The sequence below is a fragment of the Actinoallomurus sp. NBC_01490 genome, from assembly GCF_036227085.1.
Taxonomy (GTDB): domain Bacteria; phylum Actinomycetota; class Actinomycetes; order Streptosporangiales; family Streptosporangiaceae; genus Actinoallomurus; species Actinoallomurus oryzae.
Genome location: NZ_CP109433.1, coordinates 4,754,326 through 4,777,525, shown reverse-complemented (window position 1 = coordinate 4,777,525; position 23,200 = coordinate 4,754,326). Strand labels below are relative to the sequence as shown.

Below are 23,200 nucleotides of genomic sequence, written 5' to 3'. Positions count from 1 at the left end.
TACAAAAATAGCTGAACTTTAAACCTTTGCTCTGTGGCCGAAGGCGTTTCGTCTCGGCCAACGGTCGGTTCCGATGGAGGACGCGTTCGCGGCCGCCTCATCCGACGGCTGCTCGCCGGTCGGCAGGTGGCGTACGACCTCGTACGCAACGCTCGGCAGCCGGACTCCGAAGAGGTCGTCATCAGGACCGGCAGGCCCGGAAGCGGTGGTCGCCCAGCTCACGGCCGGCGGCGTCGGGGACGTACGCTAGCGCCCCGTGGAGTCGCGGGTCAGGCGGTAGGCGATGCATGCCCGCGGCAAGGCGAGCACGCCGCGGACATCGAGATGCGCGAGCAGGGCACGCGCGGGGGCGAGCCAGGTCACGTCGGCGGCGCCGGCGCCGGCCAGCGGGCGCGTGAACAGGTCCCCGCGCTGGCGCTGCCAGAGGGAGCGGACCCGGAGCGTTCCGTTGGCCCGGGGCAACGGAGACTCGTCGCCGTTGAAGTGCCAGTCTGCCAGGGCCGCGACGTGAGTCCCGCCTGGGGCGAAGGCCAGCAAGGTCCAGGGGCGCAGGTCCACCAGCCAGCCCGGCGTGTCCACTTCGGACAGCGTCACGGCATCCAGGTCACCGATGACGATCAGTCCGGCCAGCGAAAGCATGCCTGGCACCAGTTCGGAGACCTGGGGGTACGGGCGCACGGTGAACCCGGTGGCTTCCGCCGCAGGGCTGATCCGCCCGCCCTCGCCGATCGGCCAGGCGCAGAAACGCCCGTCGCCGTAAGTGATCAGCAGGTCGGGGCCGGCGAACCCAAGCCACTGGAGGTACGCGCGCGGCTCAACCTCCGGATTCGGGACAGCCCGATCAGCTCCGTCACGGTCGAGGACCACGATTGTGTTGACGGCTGGAGAAGTCCTGTGCCGGGCGCGCCAGGAACGCGAGGCGGCCCGACATCGGGTCCGCGGTGAAGCCGTATCCGGGCAGCGTCTTCTCGATGAAGCCGCCGTCGCCGTCCGGGATGGTGTCCGGGTAGTCGTACTCCCCGTCCGGCCTGCCGAGTCGGCCTTCGGTTGCCTCGTCCACAACGAGGCCCGTACGGCGTGACGTTCCGCTCACGGAAGAGCTGTACGCGGTCGTAAGGCGGCCGCGGACGGGCTACTCCAGGTCGGCCTGCCAGAGGTCGGGGCCGAAGACCTCGTAGTGGATGTCGCCGGGTACGACGCCGCGTGTGAGGAGCGAAGTTCGCAGGGCGCGCATGAAAGGCATCGGGCCGCACAGGTAATAGATCGCGTTCTGCGGCAGGTCGACCGCCGAGAGGTCCATGGTTCCGTGGAAGACCCCGTTCACCGGTTCGATGCTGTGTGCGCCCTTCTCGTACCAGACGTACAGCTCCGCGTGCGGCAGTTCGACGACGTCGTTGACCACCTGGCGGCGCAGTGGGAAGGCGGCCTCCTCCAGGTCGGCATGGAGCATCGTGATCGGCAGCCTGGACTCGGCCCTCGCGAGGTGGGAGAGCATCCCGGCCATCGGGGTGATCCCGATTCCCGCCGAGGCGAAGACCACCGGCCGGCCGGAGTCGTCCAGCACGACGTTCCCGTACGGGAGGGACAGCGTCAGGATGTCGCCCACGTCCACCGAGTCGTGCAGGAGCGTCGACATCTCACCGGGCGGTTTGCCGTCGCCGCCGTGGACTCGCTTGACCGAGAACTGGCGGTGCGCCCCGTCGTCGGCCCTCGTCAGGCTGTACTGGCGTGGCTGGAGGATGCCGTCCGGCATCCGCATCCGCACCGTGACGTACTGGCCGGGCAGTGAGGTCTTCACCAGGCGGTCGTCGATCCGCTTCACCACGAAGGTGACGACGTCCTGGGTCTCCCGGAACTTCTTCTCGACCTCCCATGGCCGCCACACGGTGTCGGGTGTGACCCCGCGTGCGCCGTAGAGGCCGCGCTCCTCGTGGATGAGGCTGTGGGCCATCAGCCAGTAGACCTCGTTCCAGGCCGTGGCGACCTCCGGGGTGACGGCCTGCCCCAGGGTGTCGGCGATAGCCCACATCAGGTGATGATTGACGATCTGGTATTGATCGGGACGGATGCCGAGGGACGCGTGCTTGTGCGCGATCCGGGAGAGCAGGTGCTCCGGCGTCTCCTCCGGGACTTCCAGCAGTTTGGTGGCGAACGCCGCCACCGAACCGGCCAGCGCCAGTTGCTGCTCCCCGCTCGCCTGGTTCCCCCGGTTGAAGGTGCCGTCCAGGAGTTCGGGATGAGCGCTGAACATGTGTTCGTAGAAGCGGTTGGCGATCTCACCGATGCGCTCGGCGACCACCGGGAGCGTCGCCGCGATGACTTGCCGAGATTTCCCTGAGAGCATGACGCCTCCCCCACGGGGTCTGGTGCCTCGCGGATCATCGGGCAACGCCCCGACGACTGCCGCGCGTGGCGACCAGGCAGTGGCTGGACCCGCGCTGTCTCTCTATCGACCTTAACCGAACATGACCGCTCACCAGCGGCTTCCCCCTGACGGCGGCCTCCGTATCGAACCGCCGGCGAACGCCTCGGCCTTCCCCTTGCGGAGAACCAGCCAGTCAGCTATCCGGCCTTCGCGATTTCGGCGCGGTGGTACTCGAAGTAGACCTCACTCGCGCGGCAGAAGGCGTCGCACCGCAGCCCCGCCAGGCTGGCGGCCGCCGAGGCGATCACCTCCGGCGCATTCGGTCCGAGGCGGACGACGCCGTCTCGGTCGACATAGATGTGACCGAACTCGAAGAGCGTGTCGCATCCCAGCGTGCAGGCGCCCATGATGTTGGCGGGATCCATTCGCTGGGTGTGGTTCGCAGCCGCCCGCCGCATGATGTGGGCGGCGTGGACGATCCTCGCAGGCAGCGTGCGGCCGCAGATGGCGCATCGAATCTCGTCGGCGCCGCCGAACTTCAGCCGTCGGAGCCTCTGCTGTTCACGACGGACGAAGACGAGGCGCATCACGTCCGTTTCGCCCTCAGCGGTGCCGGCCTCGGCCGCCGTGTCACCGTCGCTCGCGGGATCTGCCGAGGCGAGCGCGAACAATGCCTCGGTCCCGGGACGCCTCACGGGTGCGCCCTGTTTGTTCGCGGAAAGCCGCAACGCCTCCAAAGCGTCCGGCGAGAGGCCGGGCACACCGACATGGTCGCCGAGGATGTCCATGTCGATTCGCTCGGGATAGACGGCGTCGGGCCAGATCTCGGTCGAGGACGTATAGAGCCGCCTGGTGACCTGGGCGACGATCACCCTCTTCAGGACCGCGTCGCTCCATCCGCCCTCCGGGACGCGTGGATCGGGCCCCCGGTGCCCGAGGACGAGGAAGTCACCGTCCTGCAGCGACGCGACGGCGTCACGGCTCCCCGCCCTGTCGAGAGTCTTGGACTTCCACCCCCAGATGCCGCGCTCGAGACCTATTTCGAGGTTTCCTCTCGACGGTTTCGGCACGTAGACGTACGCGGCATCGGGCATGGACCACTCCTCGCCAAGGCGGTATCAACGAAGGGAAGATCCGTTTATATCCGACACATACGACAGTTCAGGCAGCGGCTGTCCAACCATGTCGACGTCGCCCGAGAGGCGCACTGCTTACGTCGATCTCCTCAGGCCTTCCAAGTACTGCTGTGTCTCGGCATCGGTTGAGTACAGCCGGCAACCTCGGGTACCGCGGGTCATCAGGACGCGGTAGATGTTGAGCGCCAGCACGACGTAGTCATCGGGCGTGACCCCATGCATGGCTGGGTCATGGCTTTCGCTCGGCCTGCCCTCCCAGCACGCACCGCGACGCACCAGATCGGGCCCCAGGATGACCGCGCTGTAGTCGTATTCGAGCCCTTGTGCGGTGTAGATGCATCCCACCTGGCGGTGGCCGCCCGGGTCGGTGGCCCAGAATTCCTTGACCGGGACGATCGAGCCGTCATGCTCGGTGAAGGCGTGCCGGGAGTTCCATGGGTGGCCCCACCGAACGGAGAGTCCGGACCGGCGATCCACGTAGACAATGTCCACGTCGTTTCGCAGCGCGTTCTGGGATCGCGGTCTGGGCCAAGGCCAGCAGAACCCGGCCGAAATGCGGGCGACCGCCCCGTTCACCGAATGGTCCTCGACCCATGCCTGCAGCTCGTCAGGTCCGGCAGCCACATCGAAGTCATAGTCGTCACCGCGCCACTCTTCCGGTCGTCCTTCCCGCGAGAGCAACCGGTCGACCCATGTCAGGTAGTACTGGGAACCGGCGCAGCGGAACTGTGTCTTGAGATCGACCTGAGTGAACGTCGCTTCCGCGGCCTCCGCGACCTTGGCGATGTGATCGACGGTCACACCCTCGTATGGACGGATAATCTGACGTTCGTCCAGGAAGAAGACGCACACCCGCGTGCTCCTGACGAGAGCCGCCACTTGGTCCCCAGGCCCCCTGGTGTCCATCCGATGCGCTTCGTCGACAAGCAGTACCTCACGCGATGGGGACCGGCGGGAATAGTCTCCCGCGTGGACGAACAGGCCTTTCGCCGCTGGATCCTCGGCAGCACGGATCAACTGTTTCCGGAGGGTCCCCGACGGGGTCAGGTAACGGGCACGGATGTTCCCTCCTTGCTCCGGAATGTCGGCGACAAGACGTACCGCGATGACGGTCTTCCCGGTGCCGGGCCCTCCCCTCACCGCGATGACGTGTCTCCCTCCGTCTCGCAGTGCCCTGCGGATCCCGCGCAGGACGTGGAGTTGCGCCTCCTGCTGGGCACCGACCAGAACGAAGTCCGAGTCGTGGGCGAGAACGTTCCCGAGCCGATCGAAGAGATCGAAAGACGGCAGATGACGGGCGTTCACGAACGTGTCCACGAGAGCCGCGTCCGGTGCCGTGAGCCGCGGCCACGACAGGCGCTCGGCCAAACGTCGCAGACCCGCCGGATCCGCTACGTCCTCATGGCAGACCAGTGCGACCTCGGATTCCTGCTTACCGGCTACCGCCCGGCCAAGCTTGTCGACCACACGCCGCTCCGCGTTGTGCAGGAACGCAAGCCCGCGTACCTGCAGCGCGACTTCCTCGGGACTGATCCATGTTCGGAGGTAGCGCATGTATCCCCCGGCCTGTCGGCAGGGGTGCGGGCGGAGTTCGCCGCCGACGAGCACGGAGGACAGAGGCCCGGGCTCGGCATCGTCCCACTGCTTCAGCTCTATGACGACCGCCACCAGCGTGCCATCGGGGTCGGTGCCGAGAAGAAGCGCGTCGATTCGCTCTCCGCTGCCTGGCAGTTCGTACTCCAGCTCGAGCCAGAGGTCGGACACGCCCGCTCCGACCAAGAAGTCGAGGAGCGGTGGCCAACTGTTCAGCCAGCTGCGGTACTCGGCGTCGCCAGGCGGCGCACCGTAGCGATCTGCGAAACGCCGCGCAGCCGCCGTGGCAGCCTCACCCGGAGATGAGACGCTTCTCGCAACATCTCGTACCGTACCCCTCAAGATCGACATATGCGGAAGGTAATAGCAGACGCCGACGATCTTCGCGAGGAAGGCGACTCACGCCCCCAAGGACGTCCGGCAGTTGTAATCTGCACTTGCCAAGACATGCGGCCCGACGGGCTTCTGACGGTCGGCACCGATCGCGGACATGCCCCCACCCGCACGAGCCACTTCGTGCTGCCTGGGGGAAGTTCGTGACGGCGCTGCGGGTGTCCGCTGAAAATCTGGTCGGCTCACCGATGGAACGACAGCTCGCCACCATCATCGCCGAACATCTTCGGATGACCACCGGCCGTTCCACGTCTGCTTCGGAGAAGAATTCCTGGAAGCGAAGCCTTCCGGTACTGGCGCGGGACCTCGTCGAGGCCGGGCTCGGCAAGGTCGAGATGCTCATCGAGTACCAACTCCCGCTCACCAGCATGCGAGCGGACGTGGTGCTGGCCGGCGTTGACGCGCGAACCGGCGGGGACCGATACGTCGTCGTCGAGCTCAAGCAGTGGAGCCAGGCCGAGCTGTATGAGGATGACGAGAACCTCGTGCTCGTCCCAGGTGTCCATCGCACGCTCGGCCATCCGCTGCGGCAGGTCCGTAGATACTGCGAGTACCTCGCCGACTTCGCCAGCACGCTCAGCGAGCACCCGGACGCCGTCCACGGCGTCGCCTATCTCCACAACGCGGAAGATCTCGACGTCCAGGACCTCTTCGAGCTGGCCGTGACCGAGCGCACCCGGCTGTTCACCAAGACGCGCCGAGGCCGCTTCCTGGACTACCTCCGCACCCAGTTCGCCTCCGAGCCCGGCATCGGCGCAGGTGACCGCCTGCTCGGCGGGACGCCGCGTCCGTCCAAGCAGCTGCTCAAGCACGCCGCCGCAGAGATCAAGGACCGCGAGCAGTTCACCTTGCTGGCCGAGCAGCAGGTGGCGTACGACCTCGTGCAGCATGCCGTACGGAAGGCCCACCAGTCCGATTCCAAGGAGGCGGTGATAGTCACCGGCGGTCCGGGCAGCGGCAAGAGCGTAATCGCGCTGTCACTGCTCGGCGACCTGTCGCGTCGCGGACACACGGTCCTGCACGCCACGGGCTCGCGGTCGTTCACCCAGACGATGCGGCGACACGTCGGCAAGGGCTCGACCCGCGTGCAGAACATGTTCAAGTACTTCAACAGCTTCATGCAGGCGGGAAGGAACGGTTTCGAGGTCCTGATCTGCGACGAAGCGCACCGCATCCGGGAGACGTCCGCCAATCGGTTCACACGGGCGGCCCAGCGCACCGGGCGGCCGCAGGTGGACGAGCTCATGGCCGCCGCGCGCGTGCCCGTCTTCCTGCTCGACGAGCACCAAGTCGTGAAGCCGAATGAGATCGGCACCGTTGAGGCCATCAAGTCGCACGCCGCCAGGCTGGGGATCCGGGCTCACCACATCTCGCTCGACGGCCAGTTCCGGTGCGGTGGAAGCCGCAAGTATGAAGACTGGGTGCTGCGACTGCTCGGCATCGAGCACGGCGGGCCGGAGAAGTGGAGCGGCGACGATCACTTCGAGGTACGGCTCGCCGAGTCGCCCCGCGAAATGGAGGACATGCTGCGGGGCAGGCTCAAAGATGGCTACTCCGCGCGGATGTCCGCCGGTTACTGCTGGCCGTGGAGTGACCCTGGACCCGAAGGCCTGGTCGACGACGTCCGCATCGGCGACTGGGCCAAGCCGTGGAACGTCAAGGGAGAGCGAGCCGTCGGCGACGCACCGCCCAGCGCGCTGTGGGCGACCTTCGATGGCGGCTTCGAGCAGATCGGCTGCGTGTACACCGCACAGGGCTTCGAGTACGACTGGTCCGGTGTCATCCTCGGCCCCGACATCGTGGCCCGCGACGGCCGGTTGATCACCGTACGCGAGGCCAACAAGGATCCCGACTTCAAGCGGCGGTCCATTACCGACCTGCAGTACGCCCGGCACATCCGCAACATCTACAAGGTGCTCCTGACTCGGGGAATGGTCGGCACCGTGATCTACGCCGTCGATCCGGAGACACAGGAGTTTCTCGCCGATCTGCTCGGCGGTGGCGGCCGGTCCTGAGAAAAACGGCACGTCTTGGCTCCTCGCACGGATTGTGAGAAACATAAGGCGTGAGCGTCTCAGCGGAGGCGTGGGCGCGTCTCGTCTCGGCCGGTGACGTCCGGCGTCACGAGCCGGGCCGGGTCCTGCTCCGGCAGGGGGATACTCCGACGCATGTGCACATGCTCGTCGCGGGGCGGGTGAAAGTCTTACGGGATTCGCCCGGCGGTAGCGTCCTCGTGCTCGCCGTGCGCGGGCCCGGAGAGATTCTCGGGGAGATCTCGATACTCGGCGGTGCGGATCGATCCGCCACCGTCATCGCGGTCGATCGGTGCGAGACGCGCGTGATCCCCGCGGAGCGTTTTCTCCTGCTGGTGCGGTCTCTGGGGCTGGAGAGCGAACTCCTGCGGCATGCGATGAGCCGCATCCGCGAGGGTGAGGCGTGGCGCGCCGAGATGGCCGCGCTTCCCGCCGGGCCGCGGATCATGCGCACCTTGCTGAGGCTCGCGGCTCCTGCCCGGACGATGCCGGTCGACGTGGGCCTGGATCAGACGGAGCTCGGTCAGGCCGCCGGACTGGCGCGCAGTACCGTGGCCGCCGAGCTCGCCCGGCTGCGCGAACAAGGTCTGATCGCCACCAGCCGCCGCCGGATCGTCATCATCGACCTCAGCCGGTTGCGGGCCCTGGCCGCATCGGACCACGGCAACGTCTGATTTCAGACAGTCATGGTTCAGAACCCTCTGCATCGTAGAAGTCACCGCATACGACTAGGAGAGGGACATTGCTGTCATTTCACGGTCTGCTCGTCGTCGATGCCGAGGGGTTCAGCCGTAACCGCGACGTCGATCTGCCCGACGTCCACACCGAGATCCGCGACGTGCTCGTACGCGCCACCAAGGACAGCGGTCTCGGTGAGACCTGGGACGTCGCACCGTTCAAGCAGAGCACCGGCGACGGCATCCTCGCCGTTCTGCCGCTCGACGCGATGTCACGCGTGATCCATCCGTTCTCGGACCGCCTGCAGGAGGCTCTCGCCGACTCGGCACCGCGGCTGCGCGCCCGTGGACTGAGCCTCCGGCTCAGGGTCGCTTTCCACGCCGGACTCGTCGACGACGAACACCCGGTCACGGCGGGCATTTCGACCGCCACCAACGACGTCAGCCGACTGCTGGACTGCGATCCGTTGCGGGCGGCGCTGCGGGACAGCGATCCGGACGTCACGTTCGCCGCCGTCGTCCTCTCGCAGGAGGTGTTCGAGATGTTCGTTCGCGCCGGTCGCACCGACCTGCAGCCGAGCCAGTTCACGCAGGTACGGGCGAAGGTCAAGCAGTTCGACCGACCGGCCTTCTTGTACGTTCCCAAGCCGTCCCGGCGCGAGCACCCGGACGACGGGGCCACTCCGACGCCCGGCCCTCGTACATCGGCGCCGACCGGAGGAATCTCCCTGGGCGGCGTCTCGGTCAGCGGGGATGACACGAACAACGTCATCGGCAACCAGGTGAGTGGCGACATCCGGCAGGACCGGTCATGACGGCGCCGCAGTGGGGGCCGTCCGTCGGGGACGTCGACATCGACGGCGACGAAACCATGAACGCCGTCGGCAATGTGGTCAACGGTGACCTCGTCCAAGAGTCGATCACGTTCGTGCGCGGAAAGCCGTCGTGGTACCTCGGCTCTGAGGAGATCGCGGACCGGGTGACCTCGTACGTGCCGGCGCTGAACCATGATCTGATCGAGAAAACGCTCGAAGCCCACCACGCAGTCCTCCTCATCGGCCCGGCCGGGTCCGGTCGCGAGACCACGGCCATCGCGGCCATCAGGCATCTGCGGCCGGGCATCCGCATCCGCCGGTTCTCGTTGGACCAGGAGGACGCCGAGGAGATCGATACGAACGGTCCCTGCGGCTATCTGGTCCGCGCCGCGGACGGCGGGCTCGAGCGGCTCGGGCGATGTGTCGACGCCGTACGTGCCGCCGGGGGATATTTGGTGGTCATCGGGGACGATGAGGCGGATCAGCGCAAGATCACCCCGCTCTTGCCGTTCGTACGGGTCGAGCATCCCGATCCCCTGCAGGTCTATCGGCATCGACTGGCCCGGCTGGGCCTCACCCATTGGTCGGGCTGGGAGAAGGCGCCCTCGCTGCTCAAAGACGCCCTGCCCTCCGACGCGCGGCGCCTGGCCGACCTCGTCGAGGACGCCGATCGGCGCAATGGTGACCTCGCGGAACGGCAGGAGGAGGTGGCGAGCGAGTACCGGGGCTGGACGGACGAACTGCGCGGCTGGTTCACCGGCCATCGAGAGCCTCACCAGCGTGCGCTTCTCGTCGCGGCGGCGACGCTCGCTCCGGCCGCTGAGGAGACGGACGTCTATTCCGCCGCGTCGTCCCTCGCCCAGCGGTTGGAGATCACCATGGACGGCGGCGGGCTCGCGTGGTGCCCCGTGACCAGCGTGCGGGAGGTGCTGGGGGCGGACCCCGCCGAGGAGCGAATCGTCTTCCGCCGCCACGGTTATGCCGCGTCGGCGTTACGCCACGCCTTGGCGGACTATCCCCTGGCCCGCTCCGACGTGGTGACCTGGCTGGCGAGCCTTCCCACGGACACGTCCGTTCCGCACCGGTCGCCAGAGCGGCTCGCCGAGACCTTCGCGGATCTGGCCGCCGATCACGGCCTGGCCGACCACATCACCGAGGCCTCGGAGCAGTGGGGCAGGGAAAAACAAGCCGATCTGGCGTTCATCGTCCTGTCCCGGACCTGCCTGCACCCGCTCGTCGGCGGAAGGGTCCGTGACGCCCTGTACGGCTGGTCGCGGACGCAGAGTCTCCCGCAGACACTGAAACTCACGATCGCGCGGGTCTGTGAGCCACTCGGGCAGACGTACCCCTCCATCGCCCTGACCCGGCTCAAGCACCTCGCGACGTACGGCAATTCGCAGGTCAGGCAGGAGGTCGTCAAGGCCGCGCTGGGCTTGGCGGATTCGGGGAGCGCACATGAAGTGCTCAAGGCGGCGCTCGGCTGGTGCGCGGAGAGCAACACCGAACGTCTGTCGGTGGTGGCGCGGCGACGCCGGATCCGCGCCGGGGCCGTGCTCTTTCTCGAACTGGCGAGCCGGACGTCGCACTCCGGCATGCCGACGCTGCTGCACGGCGAGGGAGCGATCGACCCCCTGGACTGTGTACCGGCCTGGCGGGCGATTCTTCACACGGCGGACGACGGACGAGGCATCGCGCCGGAGGAGACCGTCCGCCAATGGCTGGACACCGCCCTGCTCGCCCCTCGCTTACGCGGGCGGATCACCGCCGCGTTCGTCGACGCGGCAAGGCCTCGTGAGGCGTCGTCCGGTGGTGCGACGGTCTTCGGCCCGGTCGGCGCGGGCACGCTCGCGGCCGACGTCATGATCGAGCTGGTGCGTCGTTGGGCGGCCGCCGACCCCGGGAATCCGGTGCGCAGGAAGATCAAGGAGGACATCGTCATCCCGCTCACCACGCCGTGGTGGCTGCGGCTGCTGAAAATGATGTACGTATGGCTGCGGACGCTGGTGGTGAACCTCCGAGATCAGCGGTGAGCGACGGCTCTGGCATGGGCGCGTTCGAAAATGTGCGCCCAGGATGAGTTCCGGGTCGACGATCGCCGCGGCCGTGGCTCGCAGGGAGTCCAGGCGTCACCGGCCTCGCGGCTCATGGTGCCTAGGCGACCGGATCGAGCGCTCGGCCTCTCAGCTGGTCCGTCTGTGTCGACAGGGCCTGAAGGATGTCCTCGACCCGGGCCTTGGCGTCGCCGAAGAGCATCTGGCTGTTCTCGCGGAAGAAGAGAGGGTTCTGCACCCCGGCGTAGCCGACCGCCATCGAGCGCTTGAAGACGATGACGTCCTTGGCCTCCCAGACTCGCAGCACCGGCATGCCGGCGATGGGGGAATCGGGGTCCTCGGTGGCGGCCGGGTTGACGGTGTCGTTGGCGCCGATGACCAGGACGACATCGGTGTCGGGGAGGTCGTCGTTGATCTCGTCCATCTCCAGGACGATGTCGTAGGGCACCTTGGCCTCGGCGAGCAGCACGTTCATGTGCCCGGGCAGACGTCCGGCGACCGGGTGGATGCCGAAGCGGACGGTGACGCCGCGCTCGCGGAGCTTCTTGGCCAGCTCGGCCACCGGGTACTGCGCCTGGGCGACGGCCATGCCGTAGCCCGGGGTGATCACCACCGACGAGGCGTCGCGGAGCAACTCGGCCGCACCGGAGGCGTCGATCTCGCGGTGTTCGCCGTAGTCGGTGTCGTCGGCCGGTCCGGCTTCGATGCCGAAGCCGCCGGCGATGACGGAGATGAACGAGCGGTTCATCGCCTGGCACATGATGTAGCTCAGGTAGGCACCGGACGAGCCGACCAGCGCACCGGTGACGATGAGCAGGTTGTTGTCGAGCAGGAAACCCGACGCCGCCGCGGCCCAGCCCGAGTAGCTGTTGAGCATCGACACGACCACCGGCATGTCGCCGCCGCCGATGGAGGCGACCAGGTGCCAGCCGAGGGCGAGCGCGACGGCGGTGACGGCGATCAGCAACGGCAGGTTCGGTGAGTGGACGAAGAAGACGGTGAGCACGACGAACGTGGCCAGGGCGCCGAGGTTGATGTGGTTCTTGCCCGGCAACATCAGCGGCGCCGACTTGATCCGCGCCGACAGCTTGAGGTTGGCGACGATCGATCCGGTGAAGGTGACGGCACCGATGAAGACGCCGATGAACACCTCGGCGTGGTGGATGCGCAGCAGCGATCCGGCGAATTCGCGCTGGCCGCTGTTGTGCTCGACCGAGTAGTAGCCGTCCCAGCCGACCAGCGCGGCGGCCAGGCCGACGAAGCTGTGCAGCAGCGCGATCAGCTCGGGCATGCCGGTCATCTCGACGACCCGGGCCCGCCACAGGCCGATGCCGGCGCCGACGACGATCGCGACGACCAACAGCACGACGGCCACGGCCCGCGCGTGCTCGGTGGCGACGCCGATGGTGGCGGCCAGAGCGATGACCATGCCCGAGATGCCGAAGACGATGCCCTGCCTGGCCGTCTCGTGCTTGCTCAGGCCGGCGAGGGACAGGACGAACAGCAGCGCGGCGACGATGTACGCCCCGTCGGCGATCGAATGAGTACTCACTTTGACGCCCCCGTGGTGTTTCCGGCGGTGGAAGGGTCTGTGGTCGATGACGTGGTGCGCTACTCCTTCGTGAACATGCGAAGCATGCGCCGGGTCACGGCGAAGCCGCCGAAGATGTTGATGGACGCCAGCAGGATGGCGATGGCGGACAGCACCATGACGATGGTGTCGTCGCCGATGCCCCGGATGCCGATCTGCAGCATGGCGCCGACGACGATGATCCCGGAGATGGCGTTGGTGACCGACATCAGCGGCGTGTGCAGCGCGTGGTGCACCTTGCCGATCACGTAGTAGCCGATCACCACCGCCAGCATCAGCACGGTGAAGTGCTCGGGGATCGGCGGCGGGGCCAGCGCCGAGATCAGCCACAGCCCGACGATCCCGACGCCCACGGTGGCGAACTTCGCCCAGGCCGGGCGAGGCGCCTTCGCCGGCTTGGGTTCGGCCGCCGGGTCGGGGGCCACGGGCGGGGCCGAGGACACCTGCACGGGCGGCGGCGGCCACAGCTTCTCGCCGTCGCGGACCACCGTGATACCGCGTTGGACGACGTCGTCGAGGTCGAGCACGACCTTCCCGTCCTTGTCCGGCGTCAGCAGCTTCATCAGGTTGACCAGGTTGGTGCCGTACAACTGGCTGGCCTGCGCGGGCAGCCGGCCGGCGAGATCGGTATAGCCGATGATCGTCACGCCGTTGTCGGTGGTGACGACCTCTCCGGCCACCGTGCCCGCGACGTTGCCGCCCTGCGCCGCGGCCATGTCGACGATCACCGAGCCCGGCTTCATCGTCGCGACCTGTTCGGCGCTCAGCAGCTTGGGCGCCGGCCGGCCCGGGATCAGCGCGGTGGTGATGACGATGTCGACGTCGACGGCCTGCTCGGAGTAGATCTCGGCGGCCCGCCGGTCGTAGTCCTCGCTCGTGGCCCGGGCGTAGCCGTCGCTGGACGCTTCCTGCTCGACCTCGACGGCCAGGAACTCACCCCCCAGCGAGCGCACCTGGTCGGCCACCTCCGGCCTCGGGTCGGTGGCCCGCACGATCGCGCCCAGACTCGACGCCGCGCCGATCGCGGCCAGCCCGGCCACCCCGGCGCCGGCCACCAGCACCTTGGCCGGCGGCACCTTGCCCGCGGCCGTCACCTGGCCGGTGAAGAACCGGCCGAAGACGTGAGCCGCCTCGACCACCGCGCGATACCCGGCGATGTTGGCCATCGAACTCAGCACGTCCAGGGACTGCGCCCGCGAGATCCGCGGCACCGCGTCCATCGCCAGCGCGGTGATCGGCCGCGCCGCCAGGGCGTCAAGCAGTTCCGGGTTCAGCGCCGGCGCCAGCAGCGACACCAGGATCGCGCCGTCGCGCAGCCGGGCGATCTCCTCGGTCGTCGGGGCGTTGACCTTGAACACGACATCGGCGGCCCATGGTTCGCCGATCGCCGCCCCGGCCTCGGCGTAAGCGTCGTCGGTGAAGCTCGACCGCTCACCGGCCCCGGCCTCGACGACCACGTCGTACCCCAAGCCCTGTAATTGCTTGACCGTCTTCGGGGTCGCGGCTACCCGGGTCTCGTTCTTGCTTTCCCTGACAACACCGATGAGCATCCTGCGGGTCCATTCGGAAACCGGCGTGGCGCGTAGGCCAGCCGCAGAATTTTCATGACCGAGTCATCCAACCACTTCAGCCGCGGCAACGTCGCCTCCGGGTCCGCCGAACCTAGACGGTGGCGTGACCGCGCAGGACGTACTGGTCGATGACGTGGTGGCCAACGTCGAAAGGGACCTTTCAACGGGAACCCGTGCCCTCACCCGTGCTCAGGACGCCGTAAACGCGCTCTTGCGGTCAATCTGTGGACCGGCGGGTCAGCTTCGTCTCGCGGAGGACCGTCCAGGCGTCCGCCACGGGACCCAGGTGTCCGAGCTTGTCGGGGTTGAGCACGGTGCGGATCGTCTGGATCTGTCCGTCGAGGATGTCGAGCGTCCAGGTGTTGACGACTTTGCCGTCCCGGTCACGGAAGATCACGCCCGGCTGGCCGTTCACGTCGTGCGGCTCCATGACACCGCCGATCTGGAAGAACCGCGGGAGGAGGGAGGCGAAGGCTCGGGCCACGTTCTCGGCGCCGAAAACGCCCTTGCTCCACTGCGGGGCCTTGCCGCCACCGTCGCTGATCAGCTGAACGTCGGCGGCCAGGAGTTCCCTCAGCCCGTCGACGTCGCCTTCCCGGAAGGCGTCGAAGAATCGTCTGGCGAGTTCGTCGCGCTCGGCCCGGTCGGCCTCGAATCGGGGGCGACCCGCGTCCATGTGGCGACGGGCCTGCATCGCGAGCTGACGGCACGCCGCCTCCGACCGGCTCACGACCGAGGCGACCTCCCGGAAGCTGAAGGCGAACACCTCTCGTAGCACGAAGACCGCACGCTCGAGCGGGCTGAGCCGCTCCAGCAGCAACAGGGCCGCCATCGACACCGAGTCGGCCAGCTCCGCCGACCGCGCCGGGTCCTGGTAAGGGTCGGCCAGCAGTGGTTCGGGGAACCACGGCCCGACGTATTCTTCGCGCCGGACGCGGGCCGAGCGCAGCACATCGATCGAGATCCGGGTCACCACCGCCGACAGGAACGCCTTGACCGAACTCGGCTCGGTCAGGCAGGCCTCATAGCGCAGCCAGCTCTCCTGGACCGCGTCCTCGGCGTCGGTCACACTGCCCAGCATCCGGTAGGCGATCGAGAACAGCAGTGGCCGCAGATCCTCGAACTCCTCAGCCCGGGTCACGCCAGCTCCTCCTTGAAACCCTGCCGCCACGAAGGGTAGTGCGGTTCCCAGCCGAGCTCCCGCTTGGCCTTGGCGTTGGAGAAGCCACGCCCCTCGGTCATCATCACCACGGCCACTTCTCCGGCCAGCAGCCGGGCCAGCCATGTGGGGACCCGTATCGGCCGTTTCGCTCCCGCGCACGCGGCCAGGTGGGGCAGCCACTCGCTCGCCGGGGCCGGTTCGTCGTCGACGATGTTGAACACGCCCTTCGCCTTCTGCTCCACGGCCAGGACGGTGGCGCTCGCCGCGTCGTCGAGATGCACCCACGAGGCGTAGCCGGTGGCGCGTCCGACCAGCGGGAACTGTCGTTTACGCACCAGCTCGACCTGGTCGTCGGTGGCGCCCGGCCCGTAGAACGCGCCGTACCGCAGGACCACGCCACCGGCCTTGCCGACCGCGTCCTCGACGTGGCGGAGCGCCATCATCGACGTGTGCGCCACCGTCCCCTCCATCAGATCCAGCGGGTCCTCCTCGGTCTTGACCCATCCGCCCTCACGGATCCCGTTCCAGTTGGCGTAGCCCTGCGCGACGAAGTGGGACACACCGGTCGCCTCGGCCGCGGCCAGCAGGTGGTCCGTCCCCTCGGTACGCAGCCGGATGGTGGGGACGGCCCATCGATCGAAGTGCTTCAGATCGGGCTTGCCGGCGTGAGTAAGGCTGATTCCGGTCATCTGGTGCACGATCACCTCCGGCCGGGCCTTGGCCACCGCCTCACCGACCGACACCGCGTCCAGCCCGTCCATCACCACGCCATCGGCGCCCAGCTCCGCCAGCAGACCCACCTTGGCCGCACTCGTCGTCGTCGCCGTCACCTGGTGCCCCCGGGACACCAGCTGCGTCACCAGCCGCCGCCCCAACGCCCCGGTCCCGCCCGCCACGAACACCCTCATGACCATCACCTCCCGCTTCCAGAACCTGTCTCCGCCCCCCAAGACGAGACAGCCCCGCCATCTGTGAGATCGGCCTCACGGCCTGGCCCGGGCGTGATGGAGATGATGTCGGCGTACCGAGCGCAGCACACCGAGGACGCTCATCGTGCCCAGCAGGCCGGCTGTGCAGATCACCATGTAGGGCGGAACCAATGCGGCGACGGCGCCGCCGACGGCCATGCCGAGGCCCTGGAGGGTCATGATCCCGGCGCCGAGCAGGGACATGGCCTGGCCCCGCGTCTTTTCGGGCACCGCGTCGACGAACCACCGGTCCATGCCGAGCGTGTACGCGGCGCACAGCCCGGTGAGCAGCATCAGTCCGGACGCGACCGGCAGCGGCGGGTGGAACGCGAATGCGACCATCGGCAGCAGCGATACGGCCATGAGCGGTAGCGCGAGGCGATCGCGGGCGGTGGGACCGAGCAGGGTGCCGCCCAGCGCCTCGCTCACCACGGTGCCGGCGGGCATCGCGGCCAGGAACAGTCCGAAGCCTGCGGAGCCTGCCCGAGCGGCGTCGGCGAAGGGCGCGGCGACCCCTTCGGCGACCACGAAGAACATCGGCGGGACCCACCACATCAGCAGCAGCGCGCGGATGCGAGCGTCGCCGAGCCACCGTCCGGCCGAGGCGATCGAATCACGGGTCATCGCACCGCTCCGTGATACCCGGGCGGGCCGGTCACGGGTGCCCAGACGTAGCAGCAGGGCAGAACCGAGGAACGTGAGGACGGTGACGCGGAGGGCGGTACGCGGCGGCACCCACGCCAGCGCCAGACCGCCCAGCCCATAGCCGATGACCTGGGAGCTTTGCGAGACGATCCGTATCAGCGAACGGCCCAGAACGTACCGGTCCCCCGGCAGAATGTCCGCGAGGCTCGCCGCCCGGGTGCCGGTGAACAGCGGTGAGATCATCGAGACGGCGAGACGGAGAAGGAACAGGACGGCGAACGGGGTCGCCGGGACGGCCATCAGGGTCACACAAGCCGCCGACAGCAGGTCGCAGGCGACCAGCACACGGCGGGGCGGATACCGGTCGGCGATGCCCGACAGCGCGATCCCGCTGAGCGCGTAGGGCAGGAAGCCGAGGGCGAAGACGAGGGCCGTCAACAGCGCCGAGCCGGTCTGCCGGAAGACCAGGACGGCCAGCGAGACCTCGGCGAGGACGCTGCCCAGCACGGAGAGGACATGAGCGACGAAGACGGCCCGGAATTCCTTGACCGCGAACACGGCGCCATATCCGGCCCTGGCGCTTTCGTCGTCCCGCGGGCCGGTGAGTGGCATGTCCGATTCAGTGGGCGAAGAGGAATCTGCCGCCATGTAAAGAATGCTCGCTTTCCCGCGCCCTCGCGCCGGTGCACTGCGCAGGTCGCAACGGCGTCTGAGGTCGTCCCGGCGCATGGCTCACCGGCCGGCCCGAGGGTTTGTATACAGGCATCGAAGCCCTCCCCCGGACCGGCATCGAATCTCAGGGCATGGCAACTGAGATTAACTTTTCAACGATCCGCCTGGTCAGCGGGGGATCCAATTCTTGGGAACCCAGTTCTGAGTGTTGTCCATTTCGTCTCACCTCCCATCCGTCCCTGTGGCGAATCCGCCCTCACCACTGGGACGAGATAGCAGGCTGAAATGTGAGGCGGCGCGTGTTCCGCGACCAAGCAGCCGTTGCTGCCCGCTGCTAAGAGTGCTCAGGCGAGGAAGCCTCCGTCGACCGGCAGGACGACGCCGCTGATGTGGCTCGCCCGGTCGCTCAGCAGGAACGCCGCGGTCGCTCCGACCTCCGCCCCCGTGCCCACCTTGCGCAGCGGGGTGGCGGCGATCCGGGCCTCCACGCCGCCGGGGATCGTACGGCGCAGTTCGGCGAGCATCGGGGTCTCGGTCGGGCCGGGGGCTATCACGTTCACGCGGATGCCGAGCGGGCCGAAGTCGTGGGCGGCCGTGCGGGTCAGGCCGATGACCGCGTGCTTGGTGGCCTGGTAGGCGCCCATGCCGGAGCTGCCGCGGAGGCCGCCGATGCTGCTCACGTTGACGATCGAGCCGAAGCCCTGGCGCTCCATGACGCGCACCTCTTCGCGGATGCACAGCCACGTGCCCTTCACGTTGACGGCCATGATCCGGTCGAAGTCCTCCTCGGAGACGGCGTCGAGACGCCCGGCCCCGCCCATCGCGGCGTTGTTGTACGCGCCGTCGAGGCGGCCGAACCGTGCGACGGTCGCGTCGACGAACCGGGCGACGTCCGACGGCTTCGCGACGTCGCCCGTCGTGTACGCCACGTCGTGTCCCGCCGCGGTGAGCTCCGCCGTGAGCTTGGCGAGCGGTTCCTCGCGGCGCGCGACGAGCATGAGGGCGGCGCCGTCCTCGGCGAGGACGCGCGCGGCGTCGACGCCGATGCCCGTACTGGCTCCGACGAGGACGATGACCTTGCCGGCCAGCGGTGATGTGCTCATGAGGTCCTTTCCGTGTCCCGGGTGCCGCGGAGCGCGAGCATCGCGCGGGCATCGGCGGGTGTGGCGATCTGTTTTCCGAGGTCCTCGATGACGGCCCGGATCTTCCTGACCTGCTGGGCGTTGCTCTCCGCGAGGCGCCCCTTGCCGATCCACAGGCTGTCTTCGAGGCCCACCCGCACGTGGCCGCCGAGCCATGCGCTGTGGGTGCCGAAGCTCAGCTGGTCGCGGCCGGCGGCGAACGCGGAGAAGGAGTAGTCGTCGCCGAAGAGCTTGTCGGCGATCCGCACCATGTGCTCCAGGTTCTCGTGGTCGGCGCCGATGCCGCCGAGGACGCCGAACACGCCCTGGATCAGCAGCGGCGGCTTGGCCAGGCCCTTGTCGACGAAGTAGGCGAGTGAGTACAAATGCCCGATGTCGTAGCACTCGTACTCGAACCGGGTGCCGAACTCCCCCAGTGTCCGCAGGGCGTGCTCGATCCGGTCGAAGGTGTTGACGAACGGATGGGAGTAGGTGTTCAGGACGTACGGCTTCTCCCAGTCGTACCGCCACTCGGACACCTTGTCGGCGATCCCCGCGGACACGAAGTTCATCGTGCCCATGTTCATCGACGCGAGCTCGGGCCTGAGTCGTACGGCGGCGGCCAGTCGCTGCTCCATCGTCATCGCGGACGAGCCGCCGGTGGTGATGTTGATGACGGCGTCGGTGTTCGCGGTGATGGGCTCGATGATCTCCTCGAAGACCTCGGGCGAGGGCGTCGGCCGGCCGTCCGGCTGCCGGGCGTGCAGGTGCACGATGGCCGAGCCGGCCTCGATCGCCTCCAGGGCCGCCTCGGTCACCTGCCCGGCGGACAGCGGCAGGTACGGGCTCTGGGACGGCACGTTCACCGAGCCCGTCACCGCGGTGGTGATGATGACCTTCTCAGCCACTCTCATCGGTTCGTCCTCTCCCTGGGTTACGGTGCGAGCGCCCGGTAGGCGTCGAGCTTCGCCTCGTCGAGCGGCCCGACGAGGCTGACCGCCACCTGGGTGGCGCCCGCGTCGTACTGCTCGCGCAGCGCCTGGCGCACCTGCTCCGGTGTACCGCAGGCGACGAGGGCGTCGATGAGCCGGTCGGATCCCGGCGGTGCGAGGTCGGCCTCGGTGAACCCGAGCCGCGTCAGCTTGGCGATCTGGTGCGGCAGTGTCAGGTAGTAGGCGAGACGCCGGCGCGCGACGTCGCGGGCCGTGGCACGGTCGCGGCCGACCACCGCCCACTGGACGACCGACAGGAACAGGTCCGGGCCGATCGTCTCGCGCGCCCAGCGGGTGTGCTCCGGCGTGACGAGGAACGTGATCAGCCCGTCGGCGCGCTCGGCGGCCAAGCGGGTGATCCCGGGCGAGTACGCGCCGAGGACTCGCGGTACGGTGCCGCCACGGCGCGCGAGCGTCGCGTCGATCCCGTCGAGGTAGTCGCGCAGGAACGGCAGCGGGCCGACGCCGCGCTCGCGGACCGCGCCGCTGACTCCGAGGCCGAGCACGTAGCGCCCGGGGTGGCCGGCCGCGAGGTCCTGCGCCGCCGACGCGGCGGACTTCGGTACGCGTTCGAGCGCGCGGGCGACGCCGTTGCCGGCGATCATCCGTTGCGTCGAGCCGAGCACGAGGGCCGCGGTCGTGAACGCTTCGCGCCCGGCGACCTCGGGGATCCAGACCATGCGGTGGCCGCTCTCCTCCAGCACGCGTACGAAGCGCACCACTCCCCCGTGGTCGAGGTCGTCCAGCTCGGCGATCGACAGCGCGCTGGACGGCAGGGGCAGCGTCACTCTGCTTCCCGGAACGCCGTGACCAGCCCACGCGCGGCCTCCGCCAGCATCGACGTGTCGTTGCTGAGCAGGACGAAGTCGCAACCGTCGCGTACCGCCCGCGCGGCCCGCTCGGGTACGCCGCCGAACGCGAGCCCGCATCGCTTGCCGGCGGCGTGCGCGGCGTCGAGCGCCGAACCGATCAGTTCGAGCACGTCGGGCGAGGCCGGCGTGGAGCCCATCGACATCGAGAGATCGGCGGCGCCGACGAACACCGCGTCGATGGAGTCGAGGGCGAGAATCTCCGGTGCGGCCTTGATCGCCTCGACGCTCTCGAGCTGCGGGATGCACAGCACGTCGTCGTTTCCGGTGGCGAGGTAGTCGGCGTTCGGGCGCAGCCCCCACGCTCCGGCGCGGCTGGTGCCGCCGGCGCCGCGGATGCCGTGGGGCGGGAACCGGCACGCCTGTCCCACCGCGGCGGCCTGCTGGACCGTGTCGACGTGCGGCACGAGGATGCCCATGGCGCCCGCGTCGAGGATCTTCTGGATCGTCGACGCCGTCGTGTCCGGCACCCGTACGAGAGGCACCATGCCCAGCGCCGTGGCCGAGTTGATCAGCCGGTACGCCGTCTGCAGATCGAGCGGCGCGTGCTCCAGGTCGATCACGACGAAGTCGAACCCGGCGAACGCCATGATCTCCACCGGCTCGCCCGAGGTGAGCTTCAGCCAGGTGCCGAGGGGTGTGGTGTCACGGTCCGGCGCGAACAGCCCGGCACCCGTACGTCGTGGAGTCGTCATGGCATCGGGTAGTCGTCGGCGTTGAGCACCCAGCCCGGCTTCTCGGAGAAGTCCGTACGCGGGGGACTGAAGATGTCGATCAGCTGGTTCACGCCGGGGTCGCTCGCCGCGGAGGTGTGCACGGTGGGCGGCGGGATGATCGCGACGGACGGGCTGCCGAGCCGTACGTGATCGTCCTCGCGCCACCCGGTGCTGTCGCTCAGCCACGGCGTGCGGATGTGGTGGACGTACTCCCCCTGCACGGCCAGGGACAGCTGCTCGAAGTCGTCGTGCGTGTGCGGTGAGAGCTTGTGCGGGTCGCGCGGGCCGGTGACCTCGGGCAGGAAGTTGACCATGAACGAGCGGGTGCGGAAGATGCGGCCGAACCGCGCCGGGTCGTCCGGCACGTCGGCGAGCCGGTAGTACCGCACCGCCGGCCCGCCGGGAGGTTCCGGCCACCGCTGGAGCAACGCCACGCGCGGGTGGTCCTCCGCGTACGCGCCGGCGTTGGCGGCCCGGTCGCGCCAGGCGGGCTCGGTGGCCTCGACCAGGCGGATCAGCGGGCCGTCGCCGTGCACGCTGATCCGCGAGGCGCCGGGCGGCACCACGACGAGCCCGGGTGCGTCGATCAGCATGGTGCCGCCGTCGACGATCACCGAGAAGGCGGGAGAGTCTCCGGTGACCACCACGGCGAGCTCGCCGTCGAGCGTCCCGTTGTCGAGTTCGTCGCCGGCGCGTGCCTCGGTGCGCACGAGGATGACGTTCTGGCCACGGACTGCCACGGTGCGTTCGTCCGGCGTGTCGGCGTCCGGCGACGCGAGGCGGCGGAAGTCGAAGTACTGCGGGGCCGCGATCGCGGCACCGCTGTCCGGTCGCGGCGCGGTCGCCGTCGCGAGCGACGAACGGGGGTCGTCCTTCTCGTACACGGTGGTGATGTCCTTTCGCTCAGGCGTCGAGGTTGAGCAGGTAGGTCGGGTTGTCGCGGACCATGCGCCGCAGGTCCTTCTCCGCCAGGCCGAGGTCGAGCAGCGCCCCGGCCACCCGCATCCACGCGTCCACCGGCTTGGGGTTGGCCGCCTGCCCGAAGTCCGAGGCCAGCACCGTGTGCTCGGGGCCGAGCGTCTCGATCCAGGTCAGCAGCTTCCTCGGGTCCCACTTCTGGGTGCCCTCGGGGTCGTACATGCCGATCTCGTGCTCGACGAACGCGCCGAGTTCGGTGAGCTCGCGGCACAGGTCGGGGTCGGCACCGATCACGAAGTCGGGGTGGCTGACGACCATCCGCGTCATGCCGCGCTCGTTCGCGGCCTGGAACAGCGTGCGGATGTAGTCGGGATACATGTGGCCGCCGTTGACGACGGCCTCCTGCTCCTTGATCTCGTCGAGGATCTCGATCACCTCGGGCTTCAGCCCGCCGTCCTCGTCGACGATGTCGATGCGCTCCAGGGTCAGGGGCACGGTCGTGGTCGGGAACGCCCCGTCCTCGGGGTGGCACTCGATGTGCCGGCCCGAGGAGATGGTCGGGAACCAGACGACCTTGCCGCCCATGCGCAGGCACATGCGCACGGCGTGCACGTTGAGGCCGCCGACGGTGCTGTTGAGCGCGATGCCGCCGTAGGCGGTGGCGGCGACGTCGGCGAAGCGTCCCTTCATCGCCAGGATGTCCATCTGGGTGTTGTGGTGGTGGGACTTGGCGACCATGGCGCGCATCCCGATCCGGGCTCCGTCCTGCGCGGCCTCCACGTGGTCGAAGCGGCGGGGGAACGGACTGGGGCCGGAGTGGACGTGCATGTCGACCAGACCGTCCAGGACCGAGGCGATAGCGGGGCGCTGCGTCATAAGACCGCCTTTCGTTCGCATTGTGAAGTCACTGTT

At 68.6% G+C, this 23,200-nt stretch carries 20 protein-coding genes; 4 read left to right on the top strand and 16 right to left on the bottom strand.

The features are described from left to right. Positions 1 to 246 precede the first annotated feature (246 nt). The 5 genes from OG417_RS22700 to OG417_RS22680 all read right to left on the bottom strand — a co-directional run bounded on the left by OG417_RS22700 (position 247) and on the right by OG417_RS22680 (position 5,265). The gene (locus OG417_RS22700) at positions 247 to 867 is read right to left on the bottom strand and encodes a hypothetical protein (RefSeq protein WP_329259502.1); all 621 of its coding nucleotides are present in this window, start codon (positions 865 to 867) and stop codon (positions 247 to 249) included. Beyond that, positions 851 to 1,093, bottom strand: a complete 243-nt coding sequence (locus tag OG417_RS22695) for a hypothetical protein (RefSeq protein ID WP_329259500.1) — start codon at positions 1,091 to 1,093, stop codon at positions 851 to 853. Before OG417_RS22695 ends, OG417_RS22700 begins: the two co-directional genes overlap by 17 nt. 39 nt (positions 1,094 to 1,132) lie before the next feature. Then, positions 1,133 to 2,344 carry a globin domain-containing protein gene (locus OG417_RS22690; RefSeq protein WP_329259497.1) on the bottom strand — a complete coding sequence of 404 codons (1,212 nt, stop codon included), beginning with the start codon at positions 2,342 to 2,344 and terminating at the stop codon, positions 1,133 to 1,135. A gap of 218 nt (positions 2,345 to 2,562) precedes the next feature. Continuing rightward, positions 2,563 to 3,459, bottom strand: coding sequence for a hypothetical protein (locus tag OG417_RS22685; RefSeq protein WP_329259494.1), 897 nt, complete (start codon positions 3,457 to 3,459; stop codon positions 2,563 to 2,565). 117 nt (positions 3,460 to 3,576) lie between these two features. Continuing rightward, a complete protein-coding gene (locus OG417_RS22680) occupies positions 3,577 to 5,265 on the bottom strand; it encodes a DNA/RNA helicase domain-containing protein (RefSeq protein WP_329259492.1) in 1,689 nt (562 codons plus the stop codon). Between the two features lie 365 nt (positions 5,266 to 5,630). Between OG417_RS22680 and OG417_RS22675 the strand changes: the two genes are divergently transcribed. The 4 genes from OG417_RS22675 to OG417_RS22660 all read left to right on the top strand — a co-directional run bounded on the left by OG417_RS22675 (position 5,631) and on the right by OG417_RS22660 (position 11,042). Continuing rightward, on the top strand, positions 5,631 to 7,502 hold the full coding sequence (locus OG417_RS22675; RefSeq protein ID WP_329259489.1) for a DUF2075 domain-containing protein: 1,872 nt from the start codon (positions 5,631 to 5,633) through the stop codon (positions 7,500 to 7,502). Between the two features lie 161 nt (positions 7,503 to 7,663). After that, on the top strand, positions 7,664 to 8,194 hold the full coding sequence (locus OG417_RS22670) for a Crp/Fnr family transcriptional regulator (protein ID WP_329259486.1): 531 nt from the start codon (positions 7,664 to 7,666) through the stop codon (positions 8,192 to 8,194). Positions 8,195 to 8,262: 68 nt separating this feature from the next. Continuing rightward, positions 8,263 to 9,012 (top strand): hypothetical protein, encoded by a 750-nt coding sequence (locus OG417_RS22665; protein WP_329259483.1) that lies wholly within the window; start codon positions 8,263 to 8,265, stop codon positions 9,010 to 9,012. Beyond that, a complete protein-coding gene (locus OG417_RS22660; RefSeq protein ID WP_329259481.1) occupies positions 9,009 to 11,042 on the top strand; it encodes a hypothetical protein in 2,034 nt (677 codons plus the stop codon). Before OG417_RS22665 ends, OG417_RS22660 begins: the two co-directional genes overlap by 4 nt. Before the next feature lie 121 nt (positions 11,043 to 11,163). Here OG417_RS22660 and pntB read toward each other — a convergent pair whose 3' ends face one another. The 11 genes from pntB to OG417_RS22605 form a co-directional block, all read right to left on the bottom strand. Then, positions 11,164 to 12,615 carry a Re/Si-specific NAD(P)(+) transhydrogenase subunit beta gene (pntB, locus tag OG417_RS22655; RefSeq protein ID WP_329259479.1) on the bottom strand — a complete coding sequence of 484 codons (1,452 nt, stop codon included), beginning with the start codon at positions 12,613 to 12,615 and terminating at the stop codon, positions 11,164 to 11,166. Positions 12,616 to 12,674: 59 nt separating this feature from the next. Beyond that, positions 12,675 to 14,204: a Re/Si-specific NAD(P)(+) transhydrogenase subunit alpha gene (locus tag OG417_RS22650; protein ID WP_329259477.1), complete on the bottom strand. Its 1,530-nt coding sequence runs from the start codon at positions 14,202 to 14,204 to the stop codon at positions 12,675 to 12,677. Between the two features lie 238 nt (positions 14,205 to 14,442). After that, the gene (locus OG417_RS22645) at positions 14,443 to 15,366 is read right to left on the bottom strand and encodes an RNA polymerase sigma-70 factor (protein ID WP_329259475.1); all 924 of its coding nucleotides are present in this window, start codon (positions 15,364 to 15,366) and stop codon (positions 14,443 to 14,445) included. After that, the gene (locus tag OG417_RS22640) at positions 15,363 to 16,295 is read right to left on the bottom strand and encodes an NAD-dependent epimerase/dehydratase family protein (RefSeq protein WP_329259472.1); all 933 of its coding nucleotides are present in this window, start codon (positions 16,293 to 16,295) and stop codon (positions 15,363 to 15,365) included. The genes OG417_RS22645 and OG417_RS22640 overlap by 4 nt, the downstream gene beginning before the upstream one ends. A gap of 75 nt (positions 16,296 to 16,370) precedes the next feature. Then, entirely contained in the window at positions 16,371 to 17,612 is a 1,242-nt protein-coding gene (locus OG417_RS22635) for an MFS transporter (protein WP_329259469.1), read from the bottom strand. A 404-nt stretch (positions 17,613 to 18,016) separates the two neighbouring features. Continuing rightward, on the bottom strand, positions 18,017 to 18,775 hold the full coding sequence (locus OG417_RS22630) for an SDR family NAD(P)-dependent oxidoreductase (RefSeq protein ID WP_329259466.1): 759 nt from the start codon (positions 18,773 to 18,775) through the stop codon (positions 18,017 to 18,019). After that, complete coding sequence (locus OG417_RS22625) at positions 18,772 to 19,707, bottom strand: 3-keto-5-aminohexanoate cleavage protein (RefSeq protein ID WP_329259463.1); 936 nt, start codon at positions 19,705 to 19,707, stop codon at positions 18,772 to 18,774. Before OG417_RS22625 ends, OG417_RS22630 begins: the two co-directional genes overlap by 4 nt. Positions 19,708 to 19,727: 20 nt before the next feature. Beyond that, positions 19,728 to 20,573, bottom strand: a complete 846-nt coding sequence (locus OG417_RS22620) for an LLM class flavin-dependent oxidoreductase (protein ID WP_329259459.1) — start codon at positions 20,571 to 20,573, stop codon at positions 19,728 to 19,730. After that, on the bottom strand, positions 20,570 to 21,349 hold the full coding sequence (locus OG417_RS22615) for an HpcH/HpaI aldolase family protein (protein ID WP_329259456.1): 780 nt from the start codon (positions 21,347 to 21,349) through the stop codon (positions 20,570 to 20,572). The genes OG417_RS22620 and OG417_RS22615 overlap by 4 nt, the downstream gene beginning before the upstream one ends. After that, positions 21,346 to 22,254 carry a hypothetical protein gene (locus OG417_RS22610; RefSeq protein WP_329259454.1) on the bottom strand — a complete coding sequence of 303 codons (909 nt, stop codon included), beginning with the start codon at positions 22,252 to 22,254 and terminating at the stop codon, positions 21,346 to 21,348. The genes OG417_RS22615 and OG417_RS22610 overlap by 4 nt, the downstream gene beginning before the upstream one ends. 19 nt (positions 22,255 to 22,273) lie before the next feature. Beyond that, positions 22,274 to 23,164 (bottom strand): DUF6282 family protein, encoded by an 891-nt coding sequence (locus OG417_RS22605; RefSeq protein WP_329259451.1) that lies wholly within the window; start codon positions 23,162 to 23,164, stop codon positions 22,274 to 22,276. Positions 23,165 to 23,200 lie beyond the last annotated feature (36 nt).